Below are 21600 nucleotides of genomic sequence, written 5' to 3' on the forward strand. Positions count from 1 at the left end.
CTTTCTAATTATTCGGTGTTATTCCAGATTCTTCCATGATTATTTCACCATTCCTCAAGACTCTGTAACTAGCCGTCTCATCTTCCAGGACGCTGAAGGAAATGATTTCCATAGTGTCTTCATAAATATCAAACTCACGGTAGATGTCGTCGTACGTATTTTCAGCATCGTCGACATAAATCTCGATATGATTCGGTTCTTCAACAATCTCTTCGGGCTGCGTTCCGCCATTTTCTTCTGTAGTCTCCGTCTCAGTCTCTTCCTGGGTATCGACGTATTCGATCGTTATACCCCGGTCAAAAGAAATGATCTCCGGTTCCTCTGGCCCTGTGGAGAAGACCACAGATATACGGGAACCGTTATAAACAAGGGAGCCCGGTTCTGGCGACTGACTTGCAACTTGTCCTTCAGGAATGGAATCGTGCGGTTCGCGTGTGATCGTGACAGAAAGATTATAATCATCTGCATATCTCTCGACTCCTTCAAGAGAATAACCGGTAAGATTAATCAGATCATGACCTTCCGGGCCTTCACTGACAGTAAAGACCATCGTGGATTCACTTGGGATCACTTCTTCTCCTGAATCGATACTCTGTGAAATGATATCCCCTTCAGGAATAGAAGGATGGTTGTCATTTTCTCTTTCCACAGTAAAACCAAGGTCTGTCAATTCGGCTCTGGACTCTTCATAAACTTCGCCCTCATAATCCCCGACCGTTACCGGCATCTTTCCAAGACTGACATACACATCGACCTCGCTGGTTTCTCTTAAAGTTGAGCCAGCTGCAGGATTTGACTTAATGATCCGGCCTTCCTCTATTTCTTCATCATTTTGTTCGACCCTTTCCCCTATACCCAAGTTGAGTGTTTCCAGTTCCGTCAATGCCTCTTCTGTGGTCAGTCCAGCTAAATCCGGTACTTGAACCTCTTGAGGTTGAGAAAAAATAAAGGCGAGTACACTCAGCACAGAGATGATTAAAAAGATGATGATAAGCACTAAGACTTTCTTGCGTTTCGTCGTTTTTACTGATTGTGAGCGATTAAGCGCCTTTTTCTTTGCGGATGTCTTTTCACCTACAGGCGCTGACTCCTCCGATTCTTCTTTCTGCTTGGGTGGTATGAACGGTTTAAGGATCCGAGTTCTGTCGTCACTCATATCTTCTGGTACAAATTTAGGTTCTCTGGTTCTATCTGAAGAAAGAGCGGTCTGCAAATCTTCTTTCATTGCATGCACAGACTGATACCGCTTCTCAGGTTCTTTGGCCGTCGCTTTCAAGACCACGTTCTCAAGAGCCTGAGGGAGGGAGGCGTCCTTCTCTCTAAGAGAAGGTATCTCATTCTGAAAGTGCTTGAGTGCTATGGAAACCGGCGACTCTCCGTCAAAAGGGACATGTCCGGCCAACAGCTCATAAAGGAGTATGCCAAGCGAGTAAATATCTGACTGCTTGGTCGCCATACTTCCTCGTGCCTGTTCAGGAGAAATATAATGCACAGAACCCAGCAGCGAGTTGGTCTGTGTGATCGAGTTTTCTGACAGCGCCACAGCAATCCCAAAGTCTGTTATCTTTATCGTTTCATCATGTGCGATAAGTATGTTCTGGGGCTTTAGATCTCTATGGATGATATTGTGTCTGTGCGCATACTCTACGGCATTCAATATCTGTGTCATGAAATTCACGGTTTTCTTGTACGGAATAGGGTGATGAGCTTTAATGTATTCTTTTAAGTCATAACCTTCCACATATTCCATAACGATATAGGGGGTTTCGTCTTCTCCAACATCGACGACATTCACGATGTTCGAATGAAGCAGCTCCGTGGTGGACAAGGCCTCTCTTTTGAATCGGCGAATACTGGCTTCGTCATTGTGGAAATTATAAGCCATAAGCTTAACAGCCACCTGACGCTCAAGGATCAGATCTTCAGCTAAAAACACTTTGGCCATGCCACCTGAGCCGATTTCCCTGATCAGCTTATACCGGTCATTTATTCTTTCTCCAGCCTTCATTTATTCATCCTCCTTTCCTTTATCAGTTGAATCTGATTTATTTTCGATCAGACACATGGTTATGTTATCGGTCGAACCGTTCTGTAAAGCATATTCAGTCATGATATTCGCCTTGTCACTTAAAGACCGCTTTCCTCTAAGCACCTTGTCCATCAATGGCTGATCAACACCGTTTGACAAACCATCTGAACAAAGCATGAGCAGCGAGTCATCGGTCTGCTTTAAATAGAAAAAATCGACAGCCACTTTGTCGAACACACCCAGCGAGCGGGTAAGTGTATGGCGTTGGCGATGATTTCTGGCTTCTTCATCAGATATTTCTCCTTTTAGTCTCAGTTCATTGGCAAACGAGTGATCTTCGGTCACGAGCTCCAGTCCGTTCTGGTCCAGATAATAAGCGCGACTGTCCCCAACATTCCCGACGACGATTTCATCATTTATAAATGCTGATGTGACGAGCGTTGTGCCCATTCCATCCAGATCACTGTAAGTCTTTGCTATCCTGTAGATTCTCTGATTCTCCAGATTGATATGCTGATCAAGCCATTCGCTTGCTTCAGGCCCATTGCTGAACGATGTTTCTTTCCAGTGGTTACCTATCTGAAGCACAGCCATTTCACTTGCTATATCCCCAGCTTTATGTCCTCCCATACCATCACACAGGACAGCTAAGAGCTGGTTGTCTTTATTTAAAAACGTCTCAACGTAATCCTGATTGATCGAACGTTTACCGATGTGGGTTTTCTTAAAAATTTTCAGTTTCTCTCACTCCTGCTTAACTTGATTTCATGATTGCTATGTAATGGCGGAAAGCCTGACTTTAAGTGTCAGAGACTTCCCACCACCTTAGGTTCAGTATTTAACTAAACTTGCTATAAAGAATCCGTCTGTATCAAAATAATGCGGGTATAAATTGACAAGACCTTCTTTGGAAAGCTGAACAGCCTTTTTATGTGTAAAGACCGGTTCAAGTTTGAACTCCTGGTGTTCTTTCAAAAATGCTTCGATCACTTCGTTGTTCTCTTTGAGTGTGATGGTACAGGTACTGTATATCAGTCGTCCGCCTTTTTTCAAAAGGGGTGCGACACTGTCCAGGATATCTCCCTGAACTTTCTGCAGAGCATAGATATCATCCAGTGTTTTCTGATATCTGATATCCGGCTTCCGTTTCATCAGTCCCAGACCGGAACACGGCGCATCGACAAGGATCTTATCGAATGACTGAGCCTCAAATGCATCGCTGACTTTTCTTGCATCCATCGGACGTGTCCTGATCAGTGACGACATTCCAAGACGTTCAGCATTTTCCTCAACTTTTTTCAGCTTGTTTTTATTCAGATCCAGAGCAGTGACAGATCCGGACGAGCCGTCGAGATAAGAGGCCATATGTGTAGTCTTTCCGCCCGGTGCAGCACAGGCATCCAGGATATTGTCACCCTCGTCTATCTGCATCGCTTCTGCGACCAGCATGGAGCTTTCATCCTGAATCGTAATGGTGCCGTTTTTAAACAGTTCCGAGCTCACCGGCAGTCCGTTCTCGCATATCAGTCCATCTCTGGCGATCTGGCTGGGTCTGACTTCGTATCCTTCATCATTCAATTGGTCAATGACCTCGTCCATCGGCTTCATCTGAGTATTGACGCGCAGGCTCACTTTCGCTCGTTTAGACAAAGACTGAATGATTTTTTCAGTTTCAACGATGCCTACTTCTTCTATGAGGAGTTCGATCATCCAAACCGGAAAGCTGTATCTGATCGACAAGTACTTAACCGAGTCCGTGATTTCTTCTGGAGAACGCACACCCTGGCGGTCGATACTACGCAGGACACCATTGACGAATCCGGCAATCCCTTTGTGTCCCCTGGCTTTAGCAATACGCACCGCTTCGTTCACGGTTGCATGTGCAGGCACTTTATCCAGCTGGGTCATCTGATACAAGGAAAGTCTGAGCAGCTGTCTGACCCAGTTTTCAACTTTCTCCGGCTGTTTGATGAACGGCTCGAGCTGATAGTCCAGAAGCAGCTTGTTCTGGATCACGCCATATACGAGTTCCGTCAGCAGTCCTCTATCCTTGTCTGACAACTGATTCTTTTTAACCGCTTCTGTGAGCAGCAGATTGCTGAAAGACTGATTCTTTTCGATTTTTTCCAGTATCGTAACAGCAATGTATCGGCTGCTGTGTTTCAGATTATTCGTTGTCAAAGTGCATTCCCTCTTTTAAATAATTTAAAGCACCAGCCAGAAAATTTCTGATCGGCATTTTCGGTTTGCCGAAAGACTGAACTTCATGAAGTGACAAGGCTGTATCGTCTCCACAGGCCACGATGCATTCATTTTTATTCAACACGACGATCGTTCCCGGCACCTCTTCATTCTTTCTCTTTATCGGTTCAGCTTTCCACAGTTTGAATCGCTGACCGCTCAAGAGCGTATAGGCACCCGGAAAAGGATTCATTCCCCGTATTTTGTTATGGATCGTTTCAGCTGATTCTTCCCAGTCGACCTTTTCTTCAGAAGGCTTGATCATTGGAGCATAAGTGACTTCCGATTCTTTTTGTTTCGTCGGAACGATTTCACCGCTGAACAGGTCAGGAAGCGTGTCCATCAGCAGATCCCTGCCGAGCAGACTGAGTTTATCAAATAAACTCCCGACTGTGTCTGTCTCTTCAATCGGCAGGCTTCGCTGTGAGAGGATATCTCCAGCATCCATTTCTTTCTCCATATACATGATCGTTACACCTGTCTCTGGTTCCCCGTTGATCAAGGCGTAATGGATCGGCGCAGCTCCTCTGTATTTCGGGAGGAGCGACGCATGGACATTGATCGCTTTGAATGGCGGTGTATGGAGCAGGACGGTCGGGACATATTGACCGTACGCGGCAGTAATCACCAGATCCGGGCTCAAATTTAAAATGTCTTTCAGTTCATCACTTCCAGACAATTTCTCAGGCTGGAAAACAGGAATATCGTATTCCAAAGCTTTTTTCTTGACGGGAGGAGCAGTCAGCCGTTTTTTTCTTCCGACTTTTCTATCCGGCTGTGTTACCACGCCGATAACTTCGCACAGAGAATTTTCTGCCAAAGCTTCCAGAATCGGGACTGAAAAATCCGGTGTGCCCATAAAAATAACTTTATACATGTTAAAACCTCAATTCTAAATAAAGTCTAAAGGCTGATAATCTATCGATATAAAGATGCCTTTAGCCTGTTCTTTCTGCGTTTCCTGCAGTAACTGATGTATTTTATCTGTCAGTCCGGTCTCTTGTTTGTACTTGATCAGGACTTGAAAATGATAGCGGTTGTGTGTCCGGGCGATCGATTTAGGCGTAGGTCCAAGGACGATGGCTTTATCTGACAAGGCTGGACGGATATAATCCGTATACTGTCTGATTTTTTTGGCAGCCGTCATTTCATTTTCATGACTCACAGAGATCTTTAAAAGAAAATAGTACGGACTATATTCACTTATATGCCGTAAATGCATTTCTCTTTTATAGAATGAATCATAATCGTGCTGCTTTGCATACTGGATGGCATAATGTTCAGGATTATAAGACTGAATGATCACTTTGCCTTCTTTTTCTCCCCGCCCCGAACGACCGCTCACTTGAGTCAGCAGCTGGAACGTTTTTTCGGCAGAACGGAAATCCGGCAATCCAAGAGCCGTATCTGCATTGATCACACCGACAAGCGTCACATCTGGAAAATCCAGACCTTTGGCGATCATCTGTGTGCCCAGCAGGATATTCGCTTCTTTTCTCTCAAACTGATTGAACAGTTTTTCATGAGCACCTTTTTTACGGGTCGTATCCACATCCATGCGTATGATCCCCGCTTCCGGGATCAATTCTTTCAGTTCTTTTTCTACTTTTTGCGTGCCTGTGCCATAATACCGGATGGACCGGCTCTCACACTTCGGACACTTCTTGGGGATGCCTTCTTCATGTCCGCAGTAATGACACTTCATGGTCTTCGTGTCCATATGCAGCGTCTGAGAGATGTCACAGTTCGGGCATTCCAGTACATAACCGCAGTCTCGGCACATGACGAATGAGGAAAAGCCGCGTCTGTTCAAAAGGAGCACAGACTGTTCGTTCCGTTCGATCCGCTTTTTCAGACCGTCAAGCAGCGCTTCGGAAAAGATCGAATGGTTGCCGCTCTTCGCTTCTTCTCTCATGTCGATCACGTCGACTTCGGGCATGGGATAGTCATTGACACGACTTTTCAGTTCAAGAAGAGTATACACCTCTTTAGTTGCCCGGGCTCTGGACTCCAGAGAAGGCGTGGCACTGCCCAAAACGACCGGACAATCATGGTACTCGCCCCGCCAGATCGCCACATCTCTGGCATGGTATTTAGGAAATTCTTCCTGCTTGTAGCTTGTTTCGTGTTCCTCGTCTATAATAATGATGCCAATGTTCTTCAACGGTGCAAAGATACTTGAACGTGCACCGACGACAACTTTGGCTTCTTCTTTTTCTATCTTGCGCCATTCATCATACTTCTCGCCATTCGACAGGCCACTGTGCAGTACAGCCACCTGATCACCGAAACGGCTTTTGAAACGCTGGACCATCTGAGGGGTCAGAGCGATCTCGGGCACCAGCATAAGCGCGCCTTCATCTTTATCGATCACTTCAGAAATCGTCTGCAGGTAGACCTCTGTTTTCCCGCTTCCCGTGACTCCTTTTAGAAGAAAGACCTTGTGCTGCTCGTCTTTGATCGTCTGATGGATCTCATTGAACGCGTGCGCCTGATCTTCCGTTAAGGACAATGGAGTGCTTCGTTCGAAAGTGCTTGAAGCGTAAGGATCCCGATATACTTCCTCATGATAAACCTCACACCAGCCTTTTTTGACGCCCGACTGGATAGTCGAGGAGGTTATCCCCCACTCTTTCAGTTCCGCATAAGTCAGTGCCGTTTCATTATCCGTAGACTGCAGGATATCCAAAAAGAGTTTCTGTTTTTTTGCATTGGACCGGATATCGGCCTTGATTTCTTCATAGGTCTCGAAACTCAGTATGGATCTGACTTTTTTTACTTTTTTGACTGCTGCTTTATCCTGTACATCATAGTCGATTTCGACTTTATCTTCTTTTTCCAGCTGAATGAGCTGTGTTAAAGCGTTCTGCTTCTCTGCATCTTCCCAGCTCACTTCGTCTTTACCTTTAAAGACATCCCATAACAAAGACTCAGGTATTTCATCAATGATTTTTATTTTTTTACTGTACTTGGCTCGCATCACTGCCGGCAGCATAGTCTGGTAACATTTGACCTGAAAACTGAATGTCTGATAGGCCAGAAATCCACCTAATCGAAGGAGTTCTTCTGTCAGGACCGGATAGCTATCCATCAAAGACTCGACAGGCTTCAATTCCATTTCCGTTGTCTTTTGTTCTTTGATTTCAACGACAAAACCCTGTATTTTTCTCGACCCGTTCCCAAAAGGAACAACGACCCGCATGCCTGGTTCTATGACGTCACTGAAAGCTTCAGGGATACTGTAAGTATAGGGTCTATTTGTCTGGAGCGTAGGGACATCCACTATTATATTAGCTACTAGAGACATGTGACTTCTCCTCTTAATTTAAAAATTCACTGATCCAATCGATAATGTCTTTTGCAATTTCTGTTTTTTCTTTGAGTTGAATGATCTGTGGCTCTCGAGCTTGACTGAAGAAAATCACTTCATTTTTGTCCACGTTAAACCCGCGGTCTTTCTTGCCCACATCGTTAGCCACGATCAGATCCGCCTTCTTTTCTTTCAGTTTCTTGTTTGCATACACTTCTATGTTGTCTGTTTCCGCCGCGAAACCGACCAGACACTGGGATGAATGTTTACGATTCCCCATCTCTTTCAAAATATCAGGGTTCTTTTTAAATGTTATAGTCAACTGATCCTGCTTTTTCATTTTATGCGGACTTGCCGTTTCTGGTGAATAATCAGATACCGCTGCAGCCATGACCAGTGCATCACTTGAATCAAAGCGGCTGGATACGGCATCATACATCTCTTCAGCGGATTCTACCCGGACAACGGTAATATTCTCGGACACGTCTAACGAACTGGCAGTGATCAGCGTCACTTTGGCTCCACTTTCCCAGGCGGCCTCTGCTACTGCATGGCCCATTTTCCCAGAGGAATCATTGGAAATGAATCGTACGGGATCTATACGCTCCTTCGTTCCACCGGCAGTCACCAGCACAGATTTCCCTTTAAGCGGCAGATCCACGGCCGCTTCGCGTATAAACAGACGCAATTCGTCCACTATACGTTCCTGGGCCGGAAACCGGCCTTTTCCTGAATAACCTTCAGCCAGAAAGCCTTCATCAGGATTCATCACATACATCTGTCTTCCCCTAAGTGTTTCGATATTGGCCTGTGTTGCCTGATTCTCCCACATATGCTCATTCATTGCAGGGATGGTGAAAACAGGACAGGTGCTGGCTAGTAAAGCTGAGCTGACAAAATTATCAGCTATCCCATTAGCCAGTTTAGCCAGTGTATTCGCTGTCAATGGGGCAACGATCGCTAAATCTGCCCAGTCAGCAAAGTATATGTGATTGACCCGTTCGGGATCATCTTCTGAAAATGTATTGGTATAAACGGCGCTTTTACTTAAGACTTGAAAGGTCAATGGAGAGACGAACTGCGTCGCAGACTCCGTCATAGCGACTTTAACTTCTGCACCCGCTTTGATCAGCGTTCGCATCAGATCAACGACTTTATATACCGCTATTCCTCCAGTAACATACAGTGCTATTTTTTTCCCTTTTAACATCTATTACACCTCACACGTCTTTTTCTTATTTTATCAGTAAAACACATCGCTGTCTTTAACCATTCTGTCAATTTCGCATACTAGAAAAAACCTCTGCACTTGGTCTTTTAAAGAGATTCTCTTATAAAAGACCTAAAACAGAGGCTACTGATTATTTATTTTTCTATGCTGTCCGGATCGATAACTAAATCTCCCGAAATGATTTCCTCGAGGGATTTACCGACGTTTTTTACACTCTGATAGTCTTCCAGCATGTGTGTGTCATCTTCATTATGTAACTGTTTAGCTCGTTTAGCAGCTAAAATCACCAATGAATATTTAGAATTGATTTTTTTCAGTAAATCATCTTGTGAAGGGTATAATAACATTTATTCCATCTCCTCGATTATATGTGCGTACTCTTTCAGATTTCTTGTCACTTTCAAATGCTCGCTCTCAATGATATTGCGTATTTTTCGCGCAGCATTCTCAACGGTATCATTTTCAACAACATAATCATAGTACTGAATGAGCTTTAACTCTTCTACTGCTTTTTTCATTCTTTTTTCAATCATTTCATCGCTGTCTGTGCCGCGATTCACTATGCGGGAATTCAGTTCTTCCAGGTTAGGCGGGGATAGAAAAATAAAAATAGCTTCCGGCATTTTTTCTCTTACTTTCAATGCTCCTTGAACTTCGATTTCTAAAAAGACATCTCTTCCCTGATCCAAAGTCTGATTGACGTATTTCATCGGTGTGCCGTAATAATTACCTACATAATTAGCATATTCAAGCAAACCATCTTCTTCGATAAGTTTTTCGAACTCTTCTTTTGTTCTAAAGAAGTAATCGACACCTTCTACTTCACCTTCACGCTTTTTGCGTGTAGTCATTGAGATAGAATAATCAAAGTTATTGGAATGATTTTCGAAAATAGCTTTCCGTACTGTCCCTTTACCGACACCTGAGGGTCCAGATAATACGATGAGTAAACCACGATCTTCCATTTGAACTTCCTTCCTGACACATACTATCTTTAAAAACTTATCCTCAATTCTACCATATTTCAGAGTGGAAATGAACAAATTTTTAAAATTATTCATTTTCTTTCGAAAATAAAAACTTGCAGTAAAGAGCCAGGATCAGAGGATATGGCTTCACTCTCATAATGATATTAAAAAGCGGGTGGTCCGAAGAAATCAAATCATCAGATATCCACCGGAGTATCTGTACAGTCATTCTGCGGTTAGACACTAGAGGCAACTGTTCAAAGAATTCTTTGCTCCATTCCTTTCCACTGAGGATATAGGAGGGTTCAAAGACTTCGATCGGCTGTTTTTCTTCAGCTTCCAGCAGTTTTCTCACTCTTTCCATTATCCGATCCTGAAAGTCGCTTATTACATACCTTTTATCAGGTGAAACTTTAAACGTTCTGCCGGTCATCTCAAGCAGAGCCAGCATAAGCGTGTTTTTATCGACCACTTTTCCCCATTTTCTTGAAAGTTCCTTCAATAACGTCTTCTGGTAATTCTCCTTATCGATCTGACTCAATAAATGACTGGAACGCTGGCCGATCAATAACTGATGTAGAGCAACATAGAATGCCTCTTTTTCAGTATCCTGACTTTCGGGATCGAATGTATACCAGTATCCCATGTAATCATTAGCATGCGCCTGTTTCATGGTTTCCAGATAGCCCAGTCGAATATTCAGTTCTGTCCTCTGCTTATCGAATAGTAGCATATCTCCTAGAGGCCAGTTCGTTCTGATCCATATATACTCGCAATTATCGATACGCGGATCGCGTTTGAACAAATGCGGGCCATGGACATCCACTACAACCAGCTGGTCCGGCTGTTTATCCAGCGCCATATCGATCGGTATATTGTTTCCATAACCCCCGTCGATGTAAGGTATTCCGTTGATGTAATACTTTTCCATAGCCGGATAAAGTGCAGAGCTGGCAAGAAGATAATCTCTCAACTTGCCTTTTTCTATATCTTCCAGGTAAAAGTTTTCGACTTTCATTGTTTTAAAACTGACAGTAGAGAGACCAAATATGATACTTTTATTTCTTATTTCCTGCTCATCATCAATATATTTGATGACCATTTCTTTCAGAGGCTTGGTGCTCAATCCTTTTTCCTTAATGACTTTCATTATAAATTCTGAAACTGTTTTACCATAATCACCAAACCCCGCAACTTCTGCTGGAGATTCAAATCCCAGGATATCGTTTGTTTCGATTTCTTTCCACATCTCTTCTGCCGCTTTTTGATTGCCAAGTAGATATAAAGCTCCGTTCAATGCTCCCACCGATGTCCCCGTGACGATATCGGCATGATAACTCAGTTCATCCAGTGCTTTCCACACGCCTATTTCAAAAGCTCCTCTGGCACCCCCGCCGCCAAAAACGATGGCCCGTCTAACATTTTCTTTCTCAAAAAATGCCGGTTCCAATGATATCCCCCTCTCTTCATGCTTTTGATCTTCCATATATTTATCAGCCGTTATTCATAGTTATATTTATTATAACTCAAATACTCTTTCAGAGTACAAAAAAAACACCGAAAGAAGTTAAATAACTTCTTTCAGTGGTTTGAATACTGCTGCATCTTATTAACCCATGTCCTTCACTTTCATCAGACGGGTGATTGCTGCACGTTCACTTTCATCCAGTTTCATTTGAATGAAGTAAATGGTTTCTTCAAGTTGAGGAATCGTCATATATTCCAATGCGTTTACACGACGTCTTGTTTTTTCGATTTCATCCGCCATCAGTTGACATGTTTTTTCAATTTCTGCCAATTCTAACATTTGCGGCATGACTTCTACAAGATATTCAAATGTCAAATCCAGTTCACCATTCGAATTTAAATAGCCGTATGTTAACTCTGTCGCATCTTCGACACTTTCATCATATTGAAAGTTCATTTGAGGTACTCTGACACTCATAATGTTTCGACGCCCCATATTTAAAGAGACACTTCGTGTTGGAACAGCCATCAGTTCTTCAATATAGTTTTCGTGTAATAATGATTTTGCCATAGCAAAAGACTGCATGGCTTTCTCCAGTTTTTCTTCGACCTGGTTTCTTAATTCATTATTTTTTCTGATCAGTTCAATAAACTGACGCATAAGCTCATCCTGCTTGTCTTTCAGTAGCTTATGACCACGACTTGCTACACCTAATCGTTTCTTTAATTTCGCAAGTTCCATTCGAGTGGGGTTGACGTCTAACTTGGCCATTTACCTCACTCTCCTTTGGGCATATATTTGTCTAACATATCGTCTTTAATACGTTTCAATTCAGGTCTTGGTAGAACTCTCAGCAAGTCCCAGCCTAAATCCAGAGTTTCTTCGATAGATCTGTTGGTATAATTCCCCTGGTTAACATATTCTTTCTCAAATTTATTGGTAAATTCAACGTATTTCTTATCCTCGTCAGACAAGGCTGCTTCACCAAGCACGGCAGACAGTTCTTTTGCTTCTTTACCTTGAGCATAAGCAGAGAACATCTGGTTCATGGTTGGCGCGTGGTCTTCTCGTGTTTTGCCTTCACCGGTCCCTTTGTCTTTCAGACGGGACAAGGATGGCAGGACATCGATTGGAGGCTGATAACCCTGGTTATAAAGTTCACGCGACAGGATGATCTGTCCCTCAGTGATATAACCTGTCAAGTCAGGGATCGGGTGAGTGATGTCATCTTCCGGCATCGTCAAGATCGGAATCTGCGTTACTGATCCTTTCGTTCCTTCCAGTCTTCCGGCACGTTCATATAAGGTTGCCAGGTTGGTATACAGATACCCGGGATAACCACGACGACCAGGAACTTCACGACGGGCCGCTGAGATTTCACGAAGTGCCTCAGCATAGTTGGTCATATCTGTCATGATAACAAGAACGTGCATGTCTTTTTCAAAAGCCAGATATTCAGCCGCTGTCAAAGCCATACGCGGTGTCGCAATACGTTCGATCGCCGGATCATTAGCCAGGTTGATGAACAGCACAGAACGGTCGATAGCGCCTGTTTCTTTAAAGTCGTTCATAAAGAACTCAGCTTCCTCAAACGTGATACCGATAGCTGCAAAAACAACCGCGAACTTTTCATCTTTATTTTTAACGCTGGCCTGTCTAGCTATTTGGGCAGCCAGTTCTTTATGTGGCAGTCCAGAACCAGAGAATACCGGTAGTTTTTGTCCACGTACCAATGTATTCAGATGGTCGATCGTTGAAATACCAGTCTGAATAAATTCATCCGGATATTCACGGGCGATCGGATTGATCGCTTGTCCATTGATATCCAGACTTTTTTCCGGGATCAGATCCGGTCCGCCGTCACTCACGCGTCCCATACCATCAAATGTACGGCCGATCATATCTTCTGAGACGTCAAGAGATAGAGGCTTTCCAAGGAAACGAACCTTCGTCTCATCCAAGTTGATACCAGATGATCCTTCAAACAACTGAACGACAGCTTTATCGCCATTGATTTCCAGTACTTGTCCACGACGACGTTCACCTGTCTGGAGTTCGATATCTACTAATTCGTCGAATTTAACTCCTTCAACACCTTGAACGGTCATTAACGGTCCAACGATTTCAGAAACTGTTTTATATTCTTTAAGCATCTGATTCTACACCACCTTTCTCAAGTACTACTTTCATATCGTTTTCGATTTGTGTGTTTATTTCTTGAATGCGGGATAATTCTTCTTCAGGAACAAATTTCATACGTCCGATTCTTTCACGTACGTCTTCGGTCCCTTTAATGATTTCGTCGTAGTATGCGCCTAGATCCATTGCCTTTTCGGCTTCCTGCTGATACTTAAGGATAGCATTCAGCATTTCATACTGTTTATTTCTGGATGTATAGGTATCGACATCATCAAAGGCATTCTGCTGCAGATAGTCTTCACGGACCATACGAGCTGTGACCAGTTTTAAACGGTCTCTTTCAGATAAGGATTCCACACCGACCAGACGAACGATTTCCTGCAGTTCCGACTCATCCTGAAGCAATGATTTTGTATGGGTGACCATACCGCTCCAGTCGACGTTCAGTTTGCTGCCGACAAAGGAATTCATATCATTCGAATATAATGAATATGAATTCAGCCAGTTGATAGACGGGAAGTGACGACGCTGCGCCAGTGAACTGTCTAGTCCCCAGAATACTTTAGCGACACGCAAAGTGTTCTGCGTAACAGGTTCAGATGTATCTCCCCCTGGAGGTGACACGGCTCCGATCGCTGTGATACTTCCTTCTCTGCCGGTGCTTCCTAAGGAAACGACTTTTCCGGCACGTTCATAGTACTCAGCTATACGACTTCCTAGATAAGCAGGATACCCTTCATCACCAGGCATTTCTTCAAGACGTCCAGACATCTCACGCAGAGCCTCAGCCCAACGGGATGTTGAATCAGCCATGATCGCTACTGAATAACCCATGTCACGGAAATATTCTGCGATCGTGATACCGGTATAAATAGAAGCCTCACGGGCTGCCACGGGCATGTTAGACGTGTTAGCGATCAGCACAGTTCTTGCCATGATCGATTCGCCAGTATTCGGGTCGATCAGTTCAGGGAATTCATTAATAACGTCGGTCATTTCATTCCCACGTTCACCACAACCTACGTAGACAACTAAGTCAACGTCGGCCCATTTAGCGATCTGGTGCTGAACAACTGTTTTACCCGCTCCGAACGGACCTGGTACAGCAGCTGCGCCACCCTTAGCTACAGGGAACAAGGTATCGATAACACGCTGACCAGTGATCAGTGGTTCGACCGGATTCAGTTTTTCTGCAATCGGTCTACCCTGACGTACAGGCCATTTCTGAATCATTGTAAATTCTTTATCGCCTTGATCAGTTTCTAAGACATAAATCGTATCGGTAACAGTGAAAGACCCTGTTTCGATCGATTTCAATTTCCCTTTAACACCATATGGAACCATGATGCGATGTTCGATAACGTTTGTTTCCTGAACGGTCCCCACGATATCGCCTTCAGTCAAATCTGTCCCGACTTCTACAGAAGGAACAAACTCCCATTTTTTATCACGATTCAAAGGGGCAATAGTCATTCCTCTTTCAAGGTAATTACTTTGCGTTTTTTCCATAAATTCATCAAGAGGTCTCTGGATCCCGTCAAACATCTGTGAAATCATACCGGGTGCTAATTCTACTGATAAAGCTTCTCCAGTCGTTTCCACAGTTTCGCCAGGTCCGACCATTGATGTTTCTTCATAAACCTGAATTGAGGCTACGTCGCCTCTCATTTCAATAATTTCGCCGATCAGTCCTAATTCACCTACTCGACAAATATCTTGTATATTTGCTGTTTCCATACCACTAGCTGTAACCAGTGGGCCGGAAACACTCACAATCGTTCCTTTACTCAAATTCGTACCCTCCTATAAGATATTTTGACCCACAGCTTTTTCCACATTATCCTGGACACGTTTTTTACCGATTCCTCGTGACCCGGCATGATTCGGGATCAAAATGATGGCAGGTTTCATTTTTGCATCGTAGCGTGTAATGGTTTCTGGTATCATCTCTGCCAATTGTTCTGTTAAATATATTACTCCATAATCTTTATCTGCCATACTGTCGATGATACGGCGCGCTTCTTTAGCTTCAGATGCGAAAGACACAGAGAATCCAAGCATTTTAAAAGCCAATACGGACTCTTTATCTCCAACAACACCAATTTTATTAGGCATAGTTTAATCGCATCCTTTCTCTAATTTCATCCGCGGTCAAGCCATTTTCTTTACCTGAAAGAATCAAGCGTAAATTCATCACTTCTGTTTCTTTCGCATACAGATAAGCAATAACAGGCTTTGGCCCAAATGATTCCAGACGTGCTTCACGCATTTTTTCCATGTAAGCATTGTCAGTCTCATAGTCAACATTGACCGTTGACAATTCTCCGGTATCCTTATCGATCGCTCTACTTACGATATCACGATAATCAGTCTTTTTATAGTACTCGGCTACAGCATTTAGATCTTTTTCAACTAGCTCAAGCAAATCTGCTTTCGGTATGGATCCGGAACTTGACAAAATCGTCAGCATAAAGTTGCGCGTACGATTCTGCTGTATCCCTCTAACAAGTGTTGAAAAATTATTATAATCGATGTGGCGTTCAATCAATTCCGGCACACCAGATTCGCCAGTTTCATCAGCTAACAGACGGGCATGCGTAAAATAGCGTCTGTCCAGTATGATGTCTACTGCCTGCACATTGTGGTATTCCTCATAATCAGTTTTCACTTCGTTTATACTGTTCATATATTCTTCAGGTAGAACGTCTGACTCTCGTGTACGAACAGCCTGACGTAATTCAGAGATGGGATACCGTCCGATAGGAATAAACAAATGATCCAAATCCTGATCAGTTATTTCTTCCTTAAAAAGGACTTTCATGTTGTGATATGCATAGCGTAATCCAAAAAGTTCAATCAATTCCTTGTTCGGTACAATATTAAGCATCTCATTATACGTCTGATGCAGCTCATTCATGAACATTGAGTCGTAATTTTTGTCTTCTTTTATTCTATCAACATCATTACGATAAGGTGTTTCACGAAGTACATTAACAGCCTCTTCAAATGAATCTGCTGTCAGCATCCTTTCAAAATGAGCACGAGTGAGGAGGTTGTTCTCGTAGACACGTATGAGAACATTACTTGAACTATAAGCGGTATCTTTCAAATCTTTCTCCTCCTTAATTGAATAATTCTTTAGCTATGATGCGAATGAGCTCCGATCTTGAATCTTCGATCAATGCATCAAACATGAAGTTGTACTCGACTCCTTCTTTCTGCACAAGTACACCTGCTTTATCATCAACGGTTTCGTTTGAAAGTGTTGCCTGCAGCTGTGTACCCGTTGTTTCATCGATCCATTCCTGAGAAACAAGACCAGATGTTTTTTCTCCTAATAAGAGTTCAACGCTGCCTTCAGCTTTGAACTGAGTCAGGATGTCAGCAAGAAATTTCTTGAATGCAGGGGCCTGGATCTGATTCAGTTCCTGATTTGCATCTTCCAATACTTTTGAAAGAACCCTTTGTTTTGCTGCTAGGATATTGTTTCTTTTCTGAACTTCTAACGTGTTTAGACGTATTTTATACTTTTGTTGAGTTTGTTCATCGATTGTTTGTTTACGTACAATTTTATCTTGTTCTTCTTTTGCACGAGCAGCCTGGATCTCGTCTTCAGCATTTTCACGTGCTTCTTCTACACGCTGACGGATCGCTGTTTTTTCTTTCTCAACAACTCTTTCTGTCAACAGTTTTAAATCTGCCATACTGAACCTCCTTAGTAGTTCTTTTTTTACGAAGAGTATAGACCTGAAAAGGACTATACTCTGTTAAAGAAGTGATTCTATTTTGGTATTATAAGATAATCATTACTAAGGAAATAACGAAACCTAGAATTGCGTAAGTCTCAACCATCGCTGAGTAGATGATCCCTTTAGTTGTATGTTCTGGTTTTTGAGCCAAGATCTGCATAGCAGCTGCAGAAACGCGTCCTTGGTTACCACCAGAAGATAAACTTGTGATCCCAACTGGAAGACCAGCCATCAATAAATACCATCCTTGAGATACAGCCATGTCAGGAGTGATTTCAAGCAGGATCAACAGCCCGATTACGAAACCGTAAAGACCTTGTGTTGCTGGTAGCATTTGTAGTACCAATGCACGACCAAATGATTCTGGTTGTTCTTTAGTTAAAGCTGCTGCTGCTTCACCGGCAGTTGAAACCCCGCGTGATGAACCGATTCCTGAAAAGATAACTGCTACTGCAATCCCTATCGCCGCAAATACCTGACCCATGTTGTCTCCGAAAAGTGTTTGTACAAAATCCATAATTTATTCCTCCATTTTATAATTAGCTTCTTTTTTTAACCATATATGTTTTTCAAGTGTTCTCAGAGGAAGCAACGGTTTGCCGCCACCCTCAAAGAATTTACCGAAAAATTCTACATATTGTAACCTAGATGAATGAACATACGCACTTAAGAAAGCCAGTGCAATATTTAAAGCCTGTAATGCAATGATCAGTACGACACCGACAGTGAATCTGATCAACGGTGGCAAGAAACCGATGATCAGGTTAAATGCCATAGCAATGTTCGCACTTGCTACACCAAGAGCCATTAATCGCGTATAACTTACGATATCTCCGATATACCCAGAGACTCCATATAAGTTATATAGACCGAGTCCAAACCCAAGTCCTTTGTTCTTGCTTGAGATAGTGGAAACGACTAGAATACCGACTACATTGAGCAATGCCAGACCAATACCGATTTGAGACAGTAAAGAAATATCCCAGACCATTGACCCTAGCACATAGAGCACGACACCTACGAGCATCATAGCCCATGCATACCCATCGATATAACTTGAGGCTCTCTGTCCTTGACGCCCTTTGATGATACCATTCATGATCAAGCCGAATACCAACTGGAAAATTCCGATGGCGACGGAAATAATCATGATTTCAATTACATCGTCTTGAAGAGAAAGCACTTGTATGGGCAGTTCTATCCCGAAGAAACTTCCGAAAAATAATCCAAAAGCCATAGTCGGATACGAAAGTATATACAGGAACTTGAGAAATCTTTTTGTAGACCCTTCAATGTTAAAGTATTTTAAAGCACCAAACGTTGCAACCCATAATATTAGACCATAACCCAGATCGGCACCGATCATCCCAAAGAAAATCAGAAAGAACGGGAACATATAAGGAGTAGGATCGACTTCATTGTATTGTGGGTAACTGAACATCTCAGTGATCATTTCAAACGGCTGGATTAATTTGTTGTTCTTAAGAACAATAGGTACATCTCTGTATTCTTCCATCTTAATTTCATCCGTGAGTATAACAACATCGTTTTCGCCGACTGCCAGGTTGATGCTGGACTTCAATTCCTCAACTTTTTCTTCCTCTATCCATCCAGTCAACATGAACAAGTGAGGACTATCGACTAGGATATCCTTCGCTTTGTTTCTTTCGGATAAATTGTAGTAGTATTCTTCCGCTAACTGCAAGTCTTTATAAACTGACTTCCAGCCTTCCATTTCTTTTTTATGATCAGCCAGCGTCTCTCTTTTTTCTTTCTGTTCCAGCAGATTTCTGTACAGCGCATCTTCCGGCAGCATTTCGTAGTCATAGTTTAGTTCTTGAAAACTGTACTGACTGATACTATCCGTCAATGTTTCCACATCATCTTTAGGAAGAATAAAGAGATACGCCACTTCATCACTGCGTCTGTAAACTTCCTCGTAATATATCTTGCCATTTTCTTTCAATGTATCGATAAGGGGCTCGGCATGCTCTATATCCACCGTACCGATCATGATGTGCATCAGGTTGAACCGGTCGACTTCATTCGGCATGAAATTAAGTCCCCGCCATTTTCTCAGGAACTGTTCTTCTTGTTTTAATCTTTTAAGCTCTTCGCCGAGTGTATTTATTTCCTGTTCTTTAACTGACACAAGATCGAGTGATGTATCTATATTCGCCGCCTCAACATGTGTTTCCAATTCGGAGAGCGTATAAACGTCTCTTTTAGATTTCAGTTTTTCGATCAGTCCCGGCTGAATAACATAGTCATCCAGGTAATCGATAGCATACTCGATATCCTGAAGTTTCCCCTGTAGATCCTGGGTTTTTGAAACAGGTGTTTCTCTTATGAACTCTTTTAGTAAATCTTCATCGTCTTTATCAGCAAGTGAAGTAACTTCGAGACTCTGCATCTCCTGTACTCTTTTTAAAACATCCTCTTTATGAGCATGTTCTGCTAATAATGTCAACTTTTTCATTTTAGCTATTGCCATATCGACGCAATACCTCCTCTGCTATTCGATTGGCTAACACATCTTTTTTTTCTTTATAAGCAACATCGAACTTAACGGTCTCAGCCTGAACGGCTTCTTCCATTTCCTGCTCATCTTTTTCCAAGGCCTGTCTCATTTCATCGTGTTTCTTTTCCTTGTAGGCTTCCACTTCCTGTTTCGTGATTGCCTGATGATGTGAGATTTCCTCTTCTTTTTTTGCATTTATTTCCTTGATTTCCGCCTTAGCGTTAGCACGCAGTTCTTCTACTCTCGCTTCAGCTTCTTTAACATAATTTATAGCTTCCCGGTTCATTTTCTTCCCCCTTTCAAAAAAAGTGGGCGCAGCTAACAAGCTTCTTCTCACCCCAGAAGAAATTATCCTTGAAAGCTAACGCCCAACCGTATAAAAATTATTATTTATGTCTTACTCTAGAATAATACCATACAACATATGACTTGTCAACTAGTATACTAGTTTTCCGGGTTGGGTTAAGCTTATTGTATTAATTTATGGAATCAGTCTGTTCGACTGTGTCCATAACTGAAAACAGCAATCGAGCCAAAGCCTGTATGTGCCGCTACTGTCGGACCATAACTGGAAACAATCATTTCTTTTGGACTGACTCTTTCAAGTATTTTATCCCTGATCAAGTCAGCTTCCTCTTGTACACCGACATGGCCAATGAAAATCGAGTGGTTTTCAGGATCGTTCACGCCCTTGATCGTCTGTTCGACAAGATAGTTTAGGGATTTTTTCCTGCCTCTCAATTTAGTAGCTGGTACAAGTCTGCCTTCGGGATCCATAATAAGGATCGGTTTGACATGAAGCAGAGAACCGACTGTAGCAGCCGTGGAAGAGATTCTGCCACCACGATGCAGGTGCTTGATATCATCGACTGTCACCCAGGAATGATAATTCAGTTTGTTTTCTTCCACCCAGTTAATGAGTTCTTCTTTCGTATACCCTTCTTCCTGCTTCTGGACCGCCTCATAAACCAGCAGCCCTTGCCCTAGACTGGCAGCTTTCGTGTCTATAATATCTATATCCACTTCACCAAACTCTTCCTCGAGCATTCTTTTAGCCTGAACGGCTGAGTTGAATGAGCCTGACAGAGCTGAAGAAAAAGCTAAATAAAGAACCGGCATCCCCTGCTCAATATAATATTTGAATTTCTCTAAGTATGAATGCACGTTGACTTGAGAAGTGGAGGCCGTTTCTCCTTCTTTGAGACGTTGAAAAAAATCCTCTTTATCAAATTTTTCTCCCATGTCATCTGCTAATTCTTCATCGCCGATTCTAATAGTAAAATTGACGATCGCCAGATTATATCTCTCGACCAGCTCTAAAGGCAAATCACTACAAGAATCAGTAATAATCTGGTAGTTCATATTTTTTATCACCCCTTTTTCACTACACTTTATATTATACTTATTCCGTCAATAAATAGAAACAATATCCACTAAATAAAATAAATTCCATTGACGAATGTATGTTCGTTAGATATAATATAGGTAACATATGTTCGGGAGAGGATAAATATGAACAGATTAGCCGAGAACAGACAGTCCATCGTTCATTACTTGAAAAAGGGATACGGTTCGCTATTTCCATCCATTACTAATGTTCAGCCCCAGATGCCTAAAGAACAGATCACGACTTTTTTAAAACAAGCGGTTAAAAATCGGTTCCTTGTCGCGATACAGGTCAATCCTACTTCGCAGTCAGAAAGTATAAGTGAATTTACAGGCATCGCTTATTTTTCACCAAAAACGACTCAAGTCATTATCAAGTCAGAGCTTCAATCTATTACTTACTTGATCAATGCTCGAGATATCAGGCATATCAGACGATTATATAGACGAAAATAAAATGCTGGAGAAAGTTGACAAAGGTCGTATCCCTTTGTTCGCTTTTCCCAGCATTTTTATATTTATCCTTCTCTATACACGCTGACCTTAATGTCATCACTA

General features: G+C 42.6%; 20 protein-coding genes and 1 other annotated feature. Of the genes, 1 reads left to right on the top strand and 19 read right to left on the bottom strand.

Translation table 11 applies throughout. From position 1 onward, the window contains the following. Positions 1–4: 4 nt before the first annotated feature. The 19 genes from pknB to AB4027_RS07640 form a co-directional block, all read right to left on the bottom strand. The gene (gene pknB / locus AB4027_RS07550; RefSeq protein ID WP_368644892.1) at positions 5–2008 is read right to left on the bottom strand and encodes a Stk1 family PASTA domain-containing Ser/Thr kinase; all 2004 of its coding nucleotides are present in this window, start codon (positions 2006–2008) and stop codon (positions 5–7) included. Further along, positions 2009–2767, bottom strand: coding sequence for a Stp1/IreP family PP2C-type Ser/Thr phosphatase (locus tag AB4027_RS07555; protein WP_368646417.1), 759 nt, complete (start codon positions 2765–2767; stop codon positions 2009–2011). Between the two features lie 93 nt (positions 2768–2860). Next, positions 2861–4210: a 16S rRNA (cytosine(967)-C(5))-methyltransferase RsmB gene (gene rsmB / locus AB4027_RS07560; RefSeq protein WP_368644893.1), complete on the bottom strand. Its 1350-nt coding sequence runs from the start codon at positions 4208–4210 to the stop codon at positions 2861–2863. Beyond that, positions 4197–5147: a methionyl-tRNA formyltransferase gene (gene fmt, locus AB4027_RS07565; RefSeq protein ID WP_368644894.1), complete on the bottom strand. Its 951-nt coding sequence runs from the start codon at positions 5145–5147 to the stop codon at positions 4197–4199. Before fmt ends, rsmB begins: the two co-directional genes overlap by 14 nt. A 15-nt stretch (positions 5148–5162) precedes the next feature. Next, positions 5163–7577, bottom strand: a complete 2415-nt coding sequence (gene priA / locus AB4027_RS07570) for a primosomal protein N' (protein ID WP_368644895.1) — start codon at positions 7575–7577, stop codon at positions 5163–5165. Positions 7578–7590: 13 nt separating this feature from the next. Next, entirely contained in the window at positions 7591–8790 is a 1200-nt protein-coding gene (coaBC, locus tag AB4027_RS07575) for a bifunctional phosphopantothenoylcysteine decarboxylase/phosphopantothenate--cysteine ligase CoaBC (protein WP_368644896.1), read from the bottom strand. A 155-nt stretch (positions 8791–8945) separates the two neighbouring features. Beyond that, positions 8946–9158 (bottom strand): DNA-directed RNA polymerase subunit omega, encoded by a 213-nt coding sequence (gene rpoZ / locus AB4027_RS07580; protein WP_091485947.1) that lies wholly within the window; start codon positions 9156–9158, stop codon positions 8946–8948. Further along, on the bottom strand, positions 9159–9776 hold the full coding sequence (gene gmk / locus AB4027_RS07585) for a guanylate kinase (RefSeq protein ID WP_091485949.1): 618 nt from the start codon (positions 9774–9776) through the stop codon (positions 9159–9161). 88 nt (positions 9777–9864) lie between these two features. Next, positions 9865–11229, bottom strand: coding sequence for a patatin-like phospholipase family protein (locus AB4027_RS07590; protein WP_368644897.1), 1365 nt, complete (start codon positions 11227–11229; stop codon positions 9865–9867). Positions 11230–11388: 159 nt separating this feature from the next. Further along, the gene (locus AB4027_RS07595; RefSeq protein ID WP_368644898.1) at positions 11389–12018 is read right to left on the bottom strand and encodes a V-type ATP synthase subunit D; all 630 of its coding nucleotides are present in this window, start codon (positions 12016–12018) and stop codon (positions 11389–11391) included. A 5-nt stretch (positions 12019–12023) separates the two neighbouring features. Beyond that, positions 12024–13400 carry a V-type ATP synthase subunit B gene (locus tag AB4027_RS07600; protein WP_368644899.1) on the bottom strand — a complete coding sequence of 459 codons (1377 nt, stop codon included), beginning with the start codon at positions 13398–13400 and terminating at the stop codon, positions 12024–12026. After that, positions 13393–15177, bottom strand: coding sequence for a V-type ATP synthase subunit A (locus AB4027_RS07605; protein WP_091485959.1), 1785 nt, complete (start codon positions 15175–15177; stop codon positions 13393–13395). Before AB4027_RS07605 ends, AB4027_RS07600 begins: the two co-directional genes overlap by 8 nt. Before the next feature lie 12 nt (positions 15178–15189). Continuing rightward, positions 15190–15501, bottom strand: a complete 312-nt coding sequence (locus AB4027_RS07610) for a V-type ATP synthase subunit F (RefSeq protein ID WP_091485962.1) — start codon at positions 15499–15501, stop codon at positions 15190–15192. Then, positions 15494–16495 carry a V-type ATPase subunit gene (locus tag AB4027_RS07615; protein ID WP_368644900.1) on the bottom strand — a complete coding sequence of 334 codons (1002 nt, stop codon included), beginning with the start codon at positions 16493–16495 and terminating at the stop codon, positions 15494–15496. The genes AB4027_RS07610 and AB4027_RS07615 overlap by 8 nt, the downstream gene beginning before the upstream one ends. Before the next feature lie 13 nt (positions 16496–16508). After that, positions 16509–17090, bottom strand: coding sequence for a V-type ATP synthase subunit E family protein (locus AB4027_RS07620; protein WP_368644901.1), 582 nt, complete (start codon positions 17088–17090; stop codon positions 16509–16511). A gap of 88 nt (positions 17091–17178) precedes the next feature. Continuing rightward, entirely contained in the window at positions 17179–17655 is a 477-nt protein-coding gene (locus AB4027_RS07625) for a V-type ATP synthase subunit K (protein WP_177165417.1), read from the bottom strand. Then, positions 17656–19629: a V-type ATP synthase subunit I gene (locus AB4027_RS07630; protein ID WP_368644902.1), complete on the bottom strand. Its 1974-nt coding sequence runs from the start codon at positions 19627–19629 to the stop codon at positions 17656–17658. Then, complete coding sequence (locus tag AB4027_RS07635; RefSeq protein ID WP_091485976.1) at positions 19616–19942, bottom strand: hypothetical protein; 327 nt, start codon at positions 19940–19942, stop codon at positions 19616–19618. Before AB4027_RS07635 ends, AB4027_RS07630 begins: the two co-directional genes overlap by 14 nt. A 41-nt stretch (positions 19943–19983) precedes the next feature. Beyond that, positions 19984–20030 (bottom strand) — a sequence feature (sodium ion sensor (DUF1646 type); this cis-regulatory element may regulate processes involved in with the transportation of sodium ions). A 115-nt stretch (positions 20031–20145) separates the two neighbouring features. Beyond that, entirely contained in the window at positions 20146–21018 is an 873-nt protein-coding gene (locus tag AB4027_RS07640; RefSeq protein WP_368644903.1) for a DegV family protein, read from the bottom strand. A 150-nt stretch (positions 21019–21168) separates the two neighbouring features. On the opposite strand from AB4027_RS07640, the gene AB4027_RS07645 reads away from it, so the two are divergent. Continuing rightward, positions 21169–21498: a hypothetical protein gene (locus AB4027_RS07645; RefSeq protein ID WP_091485982.1), complete on the top strand. Its 330-nt coding sequence runs from the start codon at positions 21169–21171 to the stop codon at positions 21496–21498. The last annotated feature ends 102 nt before the right edge of the window (positions 21499–21600 follow it).

It is taken from the genome of Alkalibacterium putridalgicola, assembly GCF_040959045.1.
Lineage (GTDB): Bacteria > Bacillota > Bacilli > Lactobacillales > Carnobacteriaceae_A > Alkalibacterium > Alkalibacterium putridalgicola.